The sequence below is a fragment of the Leptospira langatensis genome (assembly GCF_004770615.1).
GTDB classification, from domain to species: Bacteria; Spirochaetota; Leptospiria; order Leptospirales; family Leptospiraceae; genus Leptospira_B; species Leptospira_B langatensis.
Map to the genome: position 1 here is coordinate 168,308 of NZ_RQER01000001.1, position 15,478 is coordinate 183,785.

The 15,478-nt window shown below is 46.6% G+C and carries 13 protein-coding genes; all 13 read left to right on the forward strand.

The window, feature by feature from the left end; genetic code table 11:
• The first annotated feature begins 2 nt into the window (after window positions 1-2).
• The 13 genes from rpsB to dxs all read left to right on the forward strand — a co-directional run bounded on the left by rpsB (window position 3) and on the right by dxs (window position 15,440).
• Window positions 3-881 carry a 30S ribosomal protein S2 gene (gene rpsB / locus EHO57_RS00705; RefSeq protein ID WP_135646869.1) on the forward strand — a complete coding sequence of 293 codons (879 nt, stop codon included), beginning with the start codon at window positions 3-5 and terminating at the stop codon, window positions 879-881.
• Between the two features lie 11 nt (window positions 882-892).
• On the forward strand, window positions 893-1,492 hold the full coding sequence (gene tsf / locus EHO57_RS00710) for a translation elongation factor Ts (RefSeq protein WP_135646870.1): 600 nt from the start codon (window positions 893-895) through the stop codon (window positions 1,490-1,492).
• 3 nt (window positions 1,493-1,495) lie between these two features.
• Window positions 1,496-2,248: a UMP kinase gene (gene pyrH, locus EHO57_RS00715; protein WP_135646871.1), complete on the forward strand. Its 753-nt coding sequence runs from the start codon at window positions 1,496-1,498 to the stop codon at window positions 2,246-2,248.
• Window positions 2,238-2,792, forward strand: a complete 555-nt coding sequence (frr, locus tag EHO57_RS00720) for a ribosome recycling factor (RefSeq protein WP_135646872.1) — start codon at window positions 2,238-2,240, stop codon at window positions 2,790-2,792. Before pyrH ends, frr begins: the two co-directional genes overlap by 11 nt.
• A gap of 1 nt (window position 2,793) precedes the next feature.
• On the forward strand, window positions 2,794-3,519 hold the full coding sequence (locus tag EHO57_RS00725; RefSeq protein ID WP_135646873.1) for an isoprenyl transferase: 726 nt from the start codon (window positions 2,794-2,796) through the stop codon (window positions 3,517-3,519).
• Complete coding sequence (locus EHO57_RS00730) at window positions 3,512-4,426, forward strand: phosphatidate cytidylyltransferase (RefSeq protein ID WP_135646874.1); 915 nt, start codon at window positions 3,512-3,514, stop codon at window positions 4,424-4,426. Before EHO57_RS00725 ends, EHO57_RS00730 begins: the two co-directional genes overlap by 8 nt.
• An 8-nt stretch (window positions 4,427-4,434) precedes the next feature.
• Window positions 4,435-5,604, forward strand: a complete 1,170-nt coding sequence (gene dxr, locus EHO57_RS00735; protein ID WP_135646875.1) for a 1-deoxy-D-xylulose-5-phosphate reductoisomerase — start codon at window positions 4,435-4,437, stop codon at window positions 5,602-5,604.
• Entirely contained in the window at window positions 5,598-7,292 is a 1,695-nt protein-coding gene (locus EHO57_RS00740) for a site-2 protease family protein (protein WP_135646876.1), read from the forward strand. Before dxr ends, EHO57_RS00740 begins: the two co-directional genes overlap by 7 nt.
• 9 nt (window positions 7,293-7,301) lie before the next feature.
• On the forward strand, window positions 7,302-9,032 hold the full coding sequence (locus EHO57_RS00745) for a proline--tRNA ligase (RefSeq protein ID WP_135646877.1): 1,731 nt from the start codon (window positions 7,302-7,304) through the stop codon (window positions 9,030-9,032).
• Between the two features lie 28 nt (window positions 9,033-9,060).
• Window positions 9,061-10,275 carry a tryptophan synthase subunit beta gene (trpB, locus tag EHO57_RS00750; protein WP_135646878.1) on the forward strand — a complete coding sequence of 405 codons (1,215 nt, stop codon included), beginning with the start codon at window positions 9,061-9,063 and terminating at the stop codon, window positions 10,273-10,275.
• Window positions 10,272-11,075: a tryptophan synthase subunit alpha gene (trpA, locus tag EHO57_RS00755; RefSeq protein WP_135646879.1), complete on the forward strand. Its 804-nt coding sequence runs from the start codon at window positions 10,272-10,274 to the stop codon at window positions 11,073-11,075. The genes trpB and trpA overlap by 4 nt, the downstream gene beginning before the upstream one ends.
• 102 nt (window positions 11,076-11,177) lie before the next feature.
• The gene (locus EHO57_RS00760) at window positions 11,178-13,505 is read left to right on the forward strand and encodes an adenylate/guanylate cyclase domain-containing protein (RefSeq protein WP_135646880.1); all 2,328 of its coding nucleotides are present in this window, start codon (window positions 11,178-11,180) and stop codon (window positions 13,503-13,505) included.
• 21 nt (window positions 13,506-13,526) lie between these two features.
• A complete protein-coding gene (gene dxs, locus EHO57_RS00765; protein ID WP_135646881.1) occupies window positions 13,527-15,440 on the forward strand; it encodes a 1-deoxy-D-xylulose-5-phosphate synthase in 1,914 nt (637 codons plus the stop codon).
• Window positions 15,441-15,478: the final 38 nt, after the last annotated feature.

The following is a 15,478-nucleotide window of genomic DNA, read 5'->3' on the forward strand; positions in this document are numbered from 1 at the left end:
TCATGTCAGTAATTTCCATGAAGAATCTTCTGGAAACCGGAGTTCACTTCGGTCACCAGACAAGAAAATGGAATCCGAAAATGGCTCCGTACGTCTTTACGGCGAGAAACGGGATCCATATCATCGACCTTCAAAAAACCGTTCAGAAAGCTAAAGAAGCGTATGACGCGTTGAAGAAGATCACCGGCGAAGGTAAAAAAGTACTCTTCGTAGGAACCAAGAAGCAAGCCAGAGGTGCGATCGAAAGAGAAGCTCTTCGTTGCAATATGTTCTTTATTAATAACCGCTGGCCAGGCGGACTCTTAACGAACTGGAACACGGTGAAAAAATCCATCGCTCGTTTGAAAAAACTAGAGGGAATGGAGACCGATAATACTTTCGAAAAAGAAGTAAAAACCAAGAAAGAAGTTCTTTCTCTTCGCAGAGAGTTGGATAAACTCCGCAAGACCTTAGGCGGGATCAAGGATATGAACAGCCTTCCTGAGATCCTTTTCGTGATCGATCCTAAGAAAGAAGAGATCGCTGTAAAAGAAGCTCGTAAACTTGGCCTCAAGATCTTTGCAGTAGTTGATACGAACTGCGATCCTGAATTGATCGATTATCCAATCCCAGGTAACGACGACGCGATCCGCGCTATCTCTCTCTTCCTCGAAACCATGTCTAACGCGGTGATCGAAGGAACAGGTGGAGTAGTAGAGCAGCCTCGCTTCAGCGAAGACCTGGATTCGGAAGCTCTTGCTCTGGAATACCAAGGTGAATACGACGAAAGCGGTAAGTTCATCATGGACGAGGATCCAGTCGGTGCTGCTAAGAAAGAAGAAGCGGCTCCTGCAGCTGAAGCAGCTCCTGCTTCTACTATTGAGATCGATAAGGGAGAATAAGGAGAAGTATCATGTCAGCATCTACTACGGACCTTATTAAGGAATTAAGAGACCGCACCGGTGCGGGTTTGATGGATTGTAAGAAAGCTCTAGTAGAGAATAATAACGATCTAGATAAGTCTGCCGACTGGTTGCGTGAAAAAGGGATCGCTAAGGCCGCTAAGAAAGCTGGCCGCGTGACTAAAGAAGGAAGAGCCGTTTCCTATATCCATGGAGACGGAAAGATCGGAGTTTTGGTTGAACTCAACTCCGAGACCGATTTCGTATCGCGTAACGAGGCTTTCGAAGCTTTAGGAAAAGAGATCTGCTTGCAGATCGCTGCAATGTCTCCGCTTTACGTGAGTGAAGATCAAGTTCCTGCAGAAGATATCGAGCGCGAAACCAAGGTTCTCGAAGCTCAATTGAAAGAAGAAGGTAAAAAACCGGAGCAGATCGAAAAGATCATCCCTGGAAAGATCAAAAAGTATTACTCTGAAGTATGCCTTTTGAACCAAGCCTTCATCAAGGACAATACCAAGACGGTTGACGATCTGGTGAAAGAGGCAATTTCGAAATTCGGTGAAAATATCACTGTAGCTCGTTTTGCTCGTTTCCAGGTAGGCGGCGCGTAAACCTTGTCTCAGGAAACTTCTAAGTACAAGCGTATCTTAATTAAACTCTCCGGCGAGGCTCTTGCCGGAGAGGGCGAGTTTGGGATCGATAGTAATAAGGCCCATTCTCTCGCCGAAGAAATCAAAGAAGTTCATTCTCTTGGCGTGGAGATCGCTCTCGTCGTAGGCGGGGGAAACCTGATCCGCGGAGCCAATCTTGCTAAGGTGGGAATGGACCAAGCGACTGCGGATTATATGGGAATGCTTGCCACTATCCAAAACGCTTTGGCTCTCCAAGACGCTTGTGAGAAGAAGGGACTCTACACCAGGGTCCAATCTGCGATCGATATTCATTCGATTGCTGAAAGTTATATTCGCCGTAGAGCAGTCCGTCACTTGGAAAAGAAACGGATCGTGATCTTTGCGGGTGGGATCGGAAATCCCTATTTTACTACGGATACCGCGGCAAGCCTTAGAGCGGTAGAAGTCGGCTGCGAGGTCATTCTAAAGGCCACAAAGGTGGACGGGGTTTACGACGCCGATCCAAAGAAAGAACCAAACGCAAAACGTTATACTCATATTTCCTTCATGGAGTCCATCAAACGTAGACTTAAGGTCATGGATTCCACCGCACTCAGCCTCTGCATGGAAAACAATATGTCGATAATCGTATTTGACATTTTTAAGCGGGGCAATTTAAAAGATTTGGTCGTCGGGAATAAGAAAATCGGCACCCTGATCTCGAACTCGGAGGATATACGGATCGATGGCGAATGAAGAAGTAATAAACGCGATGAAAGCCAAGATGGACAAGACCGTGGAACTTCTTCGAAAAGATTTCGCGAGCGTCCGGACGGGAAGAGCAAACCCCGCTCTTATCGAAGACCTAAGAGTAGACTACTACGGAACTCCTACACCCATCAACCAATTGGGAAATATATCCGTGCCTGAACCTAGACTTCTAGTGGTTTCTCCTTATGATAAGGGGATCATGAAGGATATAGAAAGGGCAATCCAAGCTTCCGGTTTGGGACTTCAACCTACGAATGACGGGGTTGTGATCCGGATCGTGATCCCTGAGCTTACCGGAGAGAGACGAAAAGAACTCGCAAAAGTGGTTAAGTCCAAATCCGAAGAGAAGAAGGTTGCAGTCCGTAATATTCGCAGAGATGCATTGGAAGATCTAAAGAAACATTCCGAAGGGATCTCTCAGGACGAACTCAAAACTCTCCAGGACCAAGTGCAGAAGATCACTGATTCTTATATCGATAAAATCTCCGCAGTAACCGCCGAAAAAGAGAAAGAAATCACTACGGTCTAAGGTGATCTCTTCCAAACAAAAATTGCCCCGTCATATCGCCGTCATTATGGACGGGAACGGAAGATGGGCGACATCCAAAGGCTTATCCAGATCCGAAGGTCATAGGGCCGGAGCGGATTCCATCGATCGACTCATGGAGATCAGTTTGGAATTGGGTCTGGAAGCAATCTCCTTGTATGCATTCTCCACTGAGAACTGGAAACGTCCAGTTACGGAGATCCGTTCTATTTTTAATCTTCTAGTGGAATTCATCGATTCTAGATTGGAGGGGATCTCTAAAAAAGGTGTTCGGATATTACATTCCGGTTCTAGAAAGAGGCTTAGCTCCAAGGTCCTGTCCAAGATAGATTCTGCGATCGAGATCACTCAAAAGAATCGAAAACTGACAGTGAATTTCTGCGTAAACTACGGTTCTCAAGAAGAACTATTGAACGCCTTCTCCAAATTGAGCGAAGAAAGAAGGAAGAAAAAGATCCCCATTCAAAAACCGATCTCCACCAAAGAACTAGAAAAATATTTGTATACGTACCCCCTTCCACCGGTAGATTTATTGATCAGAACCGCAGGGGAAAGGAGATTATCCAATTTCCTTCTATGGCAGTCCGCTTATGCGGAGCTTTTCTTTACGGATACACTTTGGCCGGACTTCGGTGAAAAGGATCTAAAAGAAGCTCTGGATTGGTATGGAAGAAGAACCCGAAAATTCGGAGGTTTAGAGAATGGGTGAAACAACAAAGAGAATCCTTTCCGCAGCCGTGCTAGTCGCAGGCTACCTGTTCATGATCTTTTATCGGGATTTTTATTATCTCCAGACATTGATCCTGCTCGCGATCGCCGGAGTGATCGGTCTGACCGAGTTTTATAGACTAGCAGACAGAGGACAGGATGGAAAACCCTTCAAAGGGACCGGGATATTCTTCTTTCTGATCATATTATTGCTTTATTATTTTAGATTCGTAGCCTCTCAGAATAAATTCGAACAACCTCTTCTATTCCAACAATACTTAAGAGTATTTGTCCCTCCTTTCGATGCGGTAACGTTTGCGTTCGTTCTTCTTTTTATCGCGAGTTTTGTGCTACAGATCCTCAGAAGACCTTTGGACGGAGCAATCTTCTCCGTTAGCTCCACAGTGCTTGGAGTCGTATACGCATCCTTGCCTTTAGGACATTTGCTTTTACTCTTGGGAATGAACGAGGGAATTTACTATGTATTCCTGGTTTCTGTTGCGACCTTTTTGACCGATGTGGGAGGATATTTCGGAGGACGTTGGTTCGGGAGAAATCCTGCCGGTCTTGCGATCTCTCCTAAGAAAACCTGGGAAGGATACGTTTCCGGGATCATAGTGGCCATTCTTTCCGTTTTTCTCCTGAATTATCTATGGGAGAGAAGCACTGGAGTTAGACCGCTTGTAGGCGGCGCCGAAGTATTCTTAGTTACCCTGATCCTTTCTATTGTGGGAGTGATCGGAGACTTATTGGAATCTGCCATGAAGAGAGATGCGAAGGTCAAGGATTCGGGGAATTTGATCCCTGGTCATGGAGGCGTCTTGGATAGGGCAGATGCGCTTCTTCTCACCGTTCCCATCCTATATTTTTATCTTCAGATCAAGGCAGCGCTGGGATTTCCAGTCTAACGTAGAGTATGAAACGAGGCGTCTGCATTTTAGGTGCCTCCGGATCGGTCGGAGAGTCCACTCTTAAAATACTCCGTCTTTTTCCGGAAGAATTCCGACTTAGATCTTTCAGTGTTCATTCTAATCTGGAAAAAGCGAAACAGATCGCTCAGGAATTCCAACCGGCTTATCTTTGCGTGAGTTCCGATTCAGTGGACCCTTCGGTTCTTGGAAATAAGATCGGGAACACAGAAGTCTTCTACGGAACCGATGCGCTTTCCGAGATCGTAGCGGATCCGGAAACGGAAACTGTTGTCACAGCTGTAGTAGGTGCAAGTGGGATCCGCCCGACTATCGCCGCCATTCGAGCGGGAAAGAAGATAGGCATTGCCAACAAGGAAACCCTTGTCAGCTGCGGGCCTTATATCCAAACTCTATTAGAAAAATCGAATTCTTATTTGGTCCCAGTCGACTCGGAGCATAACGCTTTATTCCAACTTTTGGAAAATACCAAGAAGGAATCCTTGGATAGGATCGTTCTTACCGCGTCTGGCGGGCCCTTCCGTAAGCTTCCCATTTCCGATCTGCCCAAGGTGACGATCGAGCAGGCGTTGAAACATCCTACCTGGAATATGGGTCCAAAGATCACTGTGGATTCTGCGGGGATGATCAATAAGGGTCTGGAAGTAATTGAGGCTCATTTCCTATTCGGATTTTCTTACGATAAGATAGGAGTGGTCATTCATCCTCAGAGCGTGGCTCACGGGATCGTGGAGACAAAGGATGGAGCGAGTTTCGTGTACGCTTCTTATCCGGACATGATCTTTCCTGTGGCGCATTCATTATATTATCCTAAAATTGTTCCAAAGACCCTTAGGCCTCATCCTTCTACTTCATGGGGCAATCTGGAATTCTTGGAGCCGGAACTAGAAAGATATCCGGGACTTTCCTTAGCCTATGAGGCGGGAAGGACAGGGGGCACGGCTCCTTCTATCTTTAATGCGGCAAACGAGGTCGCAGTGGAATTATTCTTGAAAGGTAAGATATCGTTTACCGAGATCCCTTCCGTGATCCGAACCGCTTTGGATAAGATCCCTAGCTCTGTTCCTAAGGATCTGGAGGGCTACGAAGAAGCGGATCGAAAAGCGAGAGAAGCGGCTCTAAGTTTCTCAAAAGATAAGGTTGTGCATTTATGTTAGCGGAAGCGTTCGGTATCGTTTTCATGTTGGCTCTTTGTATTTTCATCCATGAACTGGGTCACTTGGTCATGGGTTGGCTCGTCGGGGTAAAAGCCCGCGTCTTCTCCATCGGTTATGGAAAAGGGATCTGGAAGAAGAAGATCGGAGAGACTACATTTCAAGTGACTGGAATCCCTTTAGGAGGCTATGTTCTTTTTAAAGGCGACGAGTACGGCAACGAGCTTAAGGGAGAAAAAGGGGAATTCCTCTCTACTCCTCCTTTGAAGAGAATGATCCCGGTGATCGGAGGTCCTCTCTTCAATCTAATACTTGGCTTTATTATAATATTCGGATTGTACTCTTTAGGATTTTCTCCTAAGGGAACCAAGATCTACTTAGAGCCTGCATACAACGAATTCTCTCCTGCATACAAGGCTGGACTTAGAAGCGGTGATAAGATCCTCTCCGTAAACGGGACCAAGACAGAAACCAAATACGAACTACTTTCCGAGCTAGGACTTTCCCAAGGAAGAGAGGCCGACTTGAGAATCGAAAGGGAGGGAAAGGAATTCGATCTTCATGTCTCCGATCCTGCCTTGGATATAGATTTCGCAGGTGAAAGATGGGTGGAGACAAGCTTCACCATGGGGACTAGGCTCTCTCATTGGTTCCGCTCTAAGATCTCGGCCTTGGATCCGAACGGAGAAGCCGCGGATTATAATCGCAAGAGGATCAACCAACTCGCTGTAGAAGGCAAGCTGAGCCCGAGGGAACTCGCGCTAAAAGAGGCCGAAATCAAGAGAGAAGCGCAACAGTCCCGAGCCTTGGATTATCTGAACGACGGAGACCGAATTCTCGCGGTGAACGGAATAGAGATCCATTCCGTTCCCGAATTGCAGAGCACTCTAGGTAAATTCCAGGACCAGAAAGTGAAACTTCTTCTGGAGAGAAAGACCTATCCTCTCTTGAATCCTTGGACCAGAGAAAAGGCAGAAGCAGAGATGACGGTTCTTCCCGCCTTTGTAGTAGAGTTGAAGAACCTAAGGGACAGAAAGTATCCGAACATTCCGATCCGTACTTGGAGTCTGCAGAGCCATGACCCGGAGATCAAGCTCAAGCTTATGGGTTTGAAGATGGATGGAAAATCATTTGCGGACGTGGACGAATTTAAAAAGTCCATCGAGGCAAAGATCGGCCAAGAAGTCCATCTGGAAGTCCAGGGGCAGAATTGGGATGCGACCATCGGCTATAGAAAAATAGGCTTACTCGGATTCATCGCTCAAATGCATGTGAACGAAGAGAGTATGGATCGTAAGCTTTCCTTAGGTGAGGCATTTTTACAGTCCGGAAAGGATGTGGGAACTCTTATCATGCAACAGTTCAGAGGACTCGCTTCCATTTTCTCAGGTCTTCTAAGTGTGAAGGATAGCATGTCCGGCCCGGTAGGACTCGCGAAGGCTTCTTCTCATTTCTTGAAGGAAGGCGTTCATTCTTATTTCCAATTCATAGCATATATTTCGATCGCATTAATGTTTATGAATTTACTTCCGATTCCGGTAGCCGACGGTGGACATATCGTTTTCTTCACGTATGAGGCGATCGCCGGTAGGCCGTTGCCTAGGGCAGTGCAGGAGCAGATCCTCATGTTCGGATTCGTGTTCCTTCTTTCCTTAGCCCTTTACGTGACTTATTACGATTTCTTACGATAATCGAGAGTCATGAGAGCATCTAAATATCTAGTTCCTACGGAAAAAGAAAATCCCGCGGACGCAGTGGTTGCGTCCCATCGATTGATGATACGTGCCGGTTTGATCCGTAAATCCGGATCCGGTTTTTATTTCTATCTGCCCTTAGGGCTTCGGGTCCTGAAGAAGATAGAGAATATTGTCCGTGAGGAAATGGACTCGACTGGCGCTTTAGAATTCCAGCTTCCGATCTTGACTCCTTCCGAGTTTTGGGAAACTTCCGGCAGATGGAATGTAATGGGAGCGGAGATGTTCCGGGTCAAGGATCGTCACGACCAGTGGTATGCTCTCGGTCCAACTCACGAGGAATCTTTTTCTTATTTAGTAAAACCTCTTCTGAAATCCTATAAGGATCTTCCGATCAATGTCTACCAGATCCATACCAAGTTCCGGGATGAGATCCGTCCCAGGTTCGGTGTGATCCGCTCCAGAGAGTTTATTATGAAAGATGCATATTCTTTCCATTTGGACGAAGCCTCTTTGGATGCTACGTATCAGGAGATGCGAAGCGCTTATCGAAAGATCTTTCAACGCTGTGGTCTAAAGACGATCCCGGTCCAAGCGGATTCAGGCAGTATGGGCGGCTCCGCTTCCGAGGAGTTCATGGTGGTTTCTTCGATTGGAGAAGAGACACTTCTTCTCTGTGGGAACTGCGGTTATAATTCCAATAGTGAAAAGACTCCTTTCGTTCTAGATCCGAGCTATTCTGCTCAGGGTCCAAAGGAGAAGAAGGAAGTTCCCACTCCGAACAAGAAATCCATCCAAGAAGTCTCGGAGCTTTTGGGAGTTCGTCCGCAAGACACGATCAAAGCGGTTGCGGTGAAGAACGAAAAGGAATCCTTGATCGTCTTCTTGCGCGGCGATCTTGAGTTGAATGAACATAAATTGAAGTCTTATCTAAAATGGACCGATCTGGAAATGATCCCCGAGCCTGAGCTGAAAAGCAAGGGTCTCGTTCCGGGTTTTATCGGACCCTCGGATGTGAATTCCAGCTTTAAGCTTTTATTGGATTCCTCAATTAAGAAGGAAGAGGCCTATGTGGTGGGCGCCGGCAAGGAAGATGCTCATATCCAAGGCTATGTTCCCGGATCCGAGATCAAGATGGAATATATGGTCGCAGATGTGGCACTTGCTAGAGAGGGAGATCCTTGTCCTACTTGTGGCACTTCTTTGAAAGCGGAGAAGGGAATAGAGGTTGGTCATATCTTCAAGTTGGGAGATAAATACACTAAGGCATTCCAGATCCAGGTGTTAGACCAACAAGGAAAGGCAAAGATCCTGACCATGGGCTGTTACGGGATCGGTGTCAACCGTACCATGGCGACCGTAATTGAGCAGTGCAATGATGACAAAGGAATTTACTGGCCGATCAGCATTGCTCCTTTCGAGATATCACTCGTTACCTTGGCAAAAGGCGCCGAGCAGGAAGCGAAAGTATTAGAATTTTATGAAAATCTTAAGAACGAGGGATTCGAGGTCTTCTGGGATGAGAGAGATCTGGGGCCTGGGTTCAAGTTCAAGGATTCCGAGCTGGTAGGTTTTCCGATCCGGATCACCGTAGGAAAGAAATTCTTCGAATCGGGAGAGATCTCTATTTACGATCGCAAACACGATAAGGACGAATCATTTACCTTTTCGGGTTTCGACGATCTGCACACCAGAGTGGAAAACCTTCGTCAGGAATTATACCAAGAGCTACTCTAAAGAGTACGCTTCTATAAAAGGAGCCTGTATGGCTAAAGAGCGCAGCTTCACTGAAAAAGAAGGGTATTTTGGGGACTTCGGGGGAAGATACGCTCCCGAGATCCTGACGGAAGCCCTGATCGAACTAGAAGAGACCTACCTGAAACTCTGCAAGAATAAGAAATTTCTAAAGGAGTTGGAGTTTTATAGGAAGAATTATATCGGCAGACCTTCTCCGATTACTTTCGCGGAAAGACTCACCAAGGCCTGGGGCGGAGCTCGGGTCTGGCTAAAACGAGAAGATCTAAATCATACAGGCGCTCATAAGATCAATAATACCATCGGTCAGGCATTGATCGCAAAGGCAATGGGCAAGCGTAGGATCATCGCAGAGACCGGGGCGGGACAGCACGGAGTTGCTACTGCGACAGTGGGTGCCATGTTCCAATTCGAAACGGCGATCTTCATGGGAGAAGAGGACCTTCGTCGCCAGAAATTGAATGCGATCCGCATGGAAATGCTGGGAGCCAAAGTGATCGGCGTTTCTTCCGGAACTGCTACCTTGAAAGATGCAACTTCCGAGGCGATGAGAGACTGGGCGTTGAACGTTTCCAATACTCATTATATCGTGGGTTCGGTGATCGGGCCTCATCCATTTCCTACGATCGTTCGGGATTTCCAGAGAGTGATCGGAGACGAATCCAAGAAGCAATTCAAGAAGGCCAACGACAAATTGCCGGATGCGGTTGTGGCTTGCGTAGGAGGAGGCTCCAATGCAATGGGAATGTTTTACGGATTTCTAAATGATAAAAAAGTAAAATTGTATGGAGTGGAAGCCGGAGGAAGAGGTTCTGCTCCGGGAGAACATTCCGCGACCATGCTATTCGGTAAGACAGGTTTTCTTCATGGGACAAAAACCTTGGTCATCCAAGACGATGGTGGTCAGGTTGTTCCTGCTCATTCTGTCTCTGCAGGTTTGGATTATCCGGGAGTGGGGCCGGAGCATGCATTCTTACATTCTTCCGGTAGAGTGAAATACGAAACTGTTTCCGATCAGGGAGCCTTGGATGCATTCATGGAAGTCTGTAGGATTGAAGGGATTATCCCCGCACTCGAAACGGCTCACGCATTCCGATTTGCAAAGGATCTGGCAAAAGAGTTAGGCAAGAAGAAAGATATCCTCCTTTGTCTTTCCGGGAGAGGAGACAAAGACGTGGCAGAGGTCGCAAGGCTCGTAGGGCTATACCAAGGAGCAGAGTTTTGAGCGCAATACGCAGCGTTTTTTCCGAAAAGAAAAGTGCTTTTATCCCCTATATTTCGTTAGGTGATCCTACCTATGAAGCCTGCGTCGGCTGGGCAGATGCTTTGATCCGAGGTGGCGCTGATATACTCGAGCTTGGGATCCCATTCTCCGATCCGGTGGCGGACGGTCCCGTGATCCAAAAGGCATTTAAGAGGGCTCTGGCAAATCCGTTCTCTATGGAGATCGTTTTAGAAACGACTGCTAAGATACATGCCCTTCATCCGCATGTGCCCCTAGTGTATCTAACGTATTTCAATCCGATCTTTTCCTACGGTTTTGAGAAATTTGCAGCGGAAGCTAAGATCTCTGGAATAGAAGGTATGATCATTCCCGACCTTCCTTACGATACCCCGGAGACGGAAAATCTGTTTTTTTCTCTGCAAAAGAGAGGGATCGACCTAATCCACTTGGTGACTCCTGCGACGGCTCCCTCTAGGATGAAGGGAATCCGAGACTTCGCTTCCGGTTTTATCTATTATGTGACTTCTTACGGAGTAACAGGAGAGAGAGCTGCTCTTTCTAGCGGTTTGGAAGAAAGGATCCGGATGACCCAATCTCTCTTCTCCTTGCCTGTAAGCGCCGGCTTTGGGATCTCCAATCCGGAACAGGCAAAGGAAATTTCTGAATACGCAGATGGGATCATCATCGGTTCCGCCGTGCAGAGGATCATCGAAGAGAACAGTTATAATCCTGATCTTTGTCGAAAAAAATTGGAAGAATACGCTCTTTCGATCTCCAAATCTTTGCGAGGACATCGCTAACTTCTAGATCCGCGTCGATATTTTCTTTCCTAAATCCGGGAAGAAAATTGACGAAAGCATCCTGGGGGAGAGAATCCTTCCAGTTCAGGATCGGAGGAGAGAATGAGCGAATCCAAAACAGCCCAGAAATTCACCTTGGTGGATATTATTTTTGGGGTTACCACAATCCTAGGAATTCTGGGACATTTTTTCTATGCCTTCTTTTCGGGTGCGGATTATTCTTTTGAGATCCTTCTTATAGGCGCACTCTTACTTTTTGCTTCCGCTTACTTTTTCTATAAAACGGCTACCAAGTTTGCTAAGAACGCTCAGCTTGTCGGAAGTCTTTGGCTGGCATTCGTGGTCGCATTCGTTTGGTTCGACTTATATGTTGCCTTCACTCCGGTTTCCGAGTTGGAAGAAAATTCCATTTCTTGGAGATTCAACGTGCTTCGTAACCAGAGCGACGCTCGGGTAGAAAAGGAATCCGACAAGGGAGACCTGGAGCAGATCCAGCTCAAGCCTCCTGCTAAAGCAAGAAGGGACATCAATATCATCGGGATCACTACCAAGACCCTGGACCAACTCGGCGGAGTTTGGCCTCTTCCTTGGAAATATTATGCAAAGATCATAGATAAATTCGCTTCTTCTACCAACCATCTCATGTTCGACGTGTTCTTCCTGGACTATAAGCCGGGACAAACCGAGGAGATGGCAAAGGCTCTCTCCAATAATCCTAGGGTAATGTTCGACTATCCTATGGAGACGAGCTTGGAATCCAAGAGCACCATCTTGAATCTGGACAAGAGAACGGAGATCCTCCGCAAATATAGATTGGAGAACGTCAAGGACGAAGGAACCGGCTATTCTTGGCTCAAATTCCCTCAGGCTCCTATCGAACCGATCGGAGAAAAATCTTCCGGTTTAGGTTTTGCGAATATTAAAAAAGATGAAACCGGTCTGAATCGCAAGATGCCGATCGTAGCTAAACTGATCGGATCCGGCGCGGATAGAGAAGATGAATATTATCCTTCTATCGACCTAGTTATCGCATGTAACTACTACGGCGTAGATATCAAGAAAGACGTAGAAGTCATCATGGGGAAATACGTTAAGATCAAGAATATCCCCGAAAAAAAGATCAGCTATATAGATCGTAAGTCCCTGAAAATGGTGACTGAGGATATCATGGCTAGACCGAACTCCACTCGAGAGGTAACTATCCCGATCGATGAGTACGGACAAATGGAGATCAACTTCCCAGGTGGTTTGTATTCTTACAACACTACCGAGTTCTTCGAGGTATCGGAAGGCTGGGACAACGATACGGCGACCCAGGTGAACAATAATATCTTTTTGGTCGCCATGTTCTACGCAACAGGACGAGGTGCAGCAAAGGATACTCACTTGTCTCCTTTTGGAGATATGTCCGGGATCGAACACCACGCTCATGCGATCAATACCATCCTAAATCAGGATTTCCTTTGGGACATGCCTTTAGGTGGGAACTTCCTGATCTTCCTAACTATGGCGTTGATTGTTGGACTTATCCTGCCGAGAATGAAAACCTCTTGGGGATTCTTGTTCGTGATCGTTCTTGCTCTTCTCTATAGCGTAGTGACGATGTTCGGATTTTCCGAATTGAACGAGGTGCATGTATTCCCATCCGTGATCATAGAGCAGTTCTTTATTTTCGTAGGGATCATAGTCTACAAGATCCTAACAGAAGAAGAGAACGTAAAATATATCCGCACTACATTCTCCAAATTCGTTTCTAAGGATGTTGTGGACGAGCTTCTCAAGAATCCGGAAAACCTGAACTTGGGTGGTTCTAAAAAAGATATCACCATCTTCTTCTCGGATATTCGCGGATTTACTACCATGTCCGAAAAAATGGGTCCGGAAGAACTCGTTCAATTCCTGAATCAGTACCTCTCGGAAATGACTGAGATAATCATCGAGTTTAAGGGAACGATTGATAAATACATGGGCGATGCGATCATGGCCTTTTGGGGGGCTCCGGTTCCCCTAGAGGACCACGCTTATTATGCTTGTGCTGCGTCCCTTGCTCAGATGAGAAGGCTTGCGGTCTTGAAAGAAGAGTGGAGGAGCATGGATCTTCCTGTGATGGATATCGGGATCGGATTGAATTCCGGTCCGGCTGTCGTCGGAAACATGGGGAGTTCTCACCGGATGGACTATACTTGTATGGGAGATACCATTAACTTGGGATCTCGTCTGGAAGGATCCAACAAGGAATATGCCACGAATATTATTATTTCGGAATATACATACGAAAAGGTCAAAGATCGCGTAATTGCCAGAGAATTGGATCTAGTAAAGGTGAAGGGTAAAACCAAGCCGGTTCGGATCTATGAACTGATCGACTTAGTAAACGAAGAAGATTTGAAACATCTAAGGAGACCGTTGCAGGCAACAGAGCAATCCTAATGACCGTTAAAGACGGAATACATGCAACAGGAAGATTCGTTATTGAAAGAGATCCGCTTACCGGCGGATCTCAGAAAATTGCCTCTCGAGGAACTGCCTAAACTCTGTTCCGAGATCCGAAATTATATCATCGATACTCTCTCCGGGATCGGGGGTCATTTCGCGAGCAACCTCGGGGTGGTGGAATTAACCGTAGCCTTGCATTATGTGTTCGAGACTCCCACGGATCGACTGATCTGGGATGTAGGACACCAAACCTATCCTCATAAGATCCTTACAGGAAGAAAAGAAAAGCTTTCCACAGTCAGAAAGTTCAAAGGACTTTCCGGCTTTCCAAAACGAGAAGAATCCATCTACGATCTCTATAATACAGGGCATGCAGGAACCTCTATTTCTCAGGCTCTGGGAGAAGCGGTAGCTAGGGATCTTACCGGCAAGAATTACAATGTGGTCGCTATCATCGGGGACGCGTCTATAGCCACTGGAATGGCCTTGGAGGCGATGAACCATGCCGGCCATCTGAAAAAGAACCTTCTCGTTATCTTAAACGATAATTTCATGTCTATCTCCAAGAACGTGGGATCGATCTCGAATTATCTGAATAATATCATCAGCTCCCATTTCTATCTCAACTGGAAAAGGATATTTTATACTTTCCTAAAATGGTTCCCTATTGTCGGTCCTGCCATGGAGAGTTTTTTCAAGAGAGTGGAGAAGGGTTTCAAGGATGTCTTCACACCCGGAGGACTTTTCGAGGATCTAGGTTTCAGTTATATCGGGCCGGAAGACGGTCATGATGTGATCCGCCTTGTCAAGATGCTCCGAAACATCAAGACCATGAAGGGACCTGTATTATTCCATACGATCACCCAGAAAGGAAAAGGTTATACTCCTGCGGAGAAGGACCCGATCAAGTATCACGGGGTCACCCCTTTTAGGAAAGAGGATGGGGCTATGGATTCGGGGGATTCTTCTAAAATCTCTTATTCCAAGATCGTGGGCAAGGTCTTAAGCGACTTGACCGAAAAGAATTCACGGATCGCAGCGATCACTCCCGCAATGATAGAAGGTTCCGGCCTGGGGGAATACGTCTCCAAATTCCCAAATCATGTGTATGACGTAGGGATCGCGGAACAGCATTCCGTAGCGTTCGCCGGAGCCATGACAAACGGGAATGTGATCCCATACATGTGCATTTATTCCACGTTCTTGACCAGAGGAATGGACCAATTGGTGGAAGATGTTTCTCTCATGAACCTTCCCGTTCGTTTTGTGATCGATCGTGCCGGATGCGTGGGACCGGACGGAGAGACTCACCAAGGACTTTTCGATCTTAGTTATCTTCTTTCTCTTCCGAATATGGATGTTTTTGTTCCTTCTTCCGGGCAGGATCTGGTGGATTCTCTCCGTTACATGGAACATTATGATAAATCCCCGATCGCAATCCGTTTCCCCAAGGCTTCCGTGGAGCTTTCGGGTCTGGATTTCCATTCGGACAAGGACCTGAAGCCTGGGACATTCCGAGTACTGCAGAGAGGAACGGATATCGCTCTTCTCTCCATTGGTTCCATGTTAGAGGAAGCGAAGAAGGCTACTTCTTTCTTAGAAGAACAAGGATATTCGGTCACATTGATCGACCTAGTCTGGCTTCGTCCTCTTGGAAAAGAGGCCTTGGACGAGGAACTTTCTTTGGTCAGCCATTTTGCGGTCCTGGACGAAAGTTATATCGACGGGGGAGCCTCCGGATATCTACTGAATCGGATCTCTCCTGAATATCTGAATCGTTTTATCAAGACCTTTGCATTCCCTCCGGAGACAATACATCATGGAGAGAGAAAGGAGATCTTTGCCGAATACGGATTGGATGCGAGAAGTATCGCTAAATCCGTTTCGGAAATTATAAAGAAGGAAGTCCTACACGGAAAACGGAATTAAGCTCTTCAGGAAGCTGTCCGAAAATAAAAATAAAAACG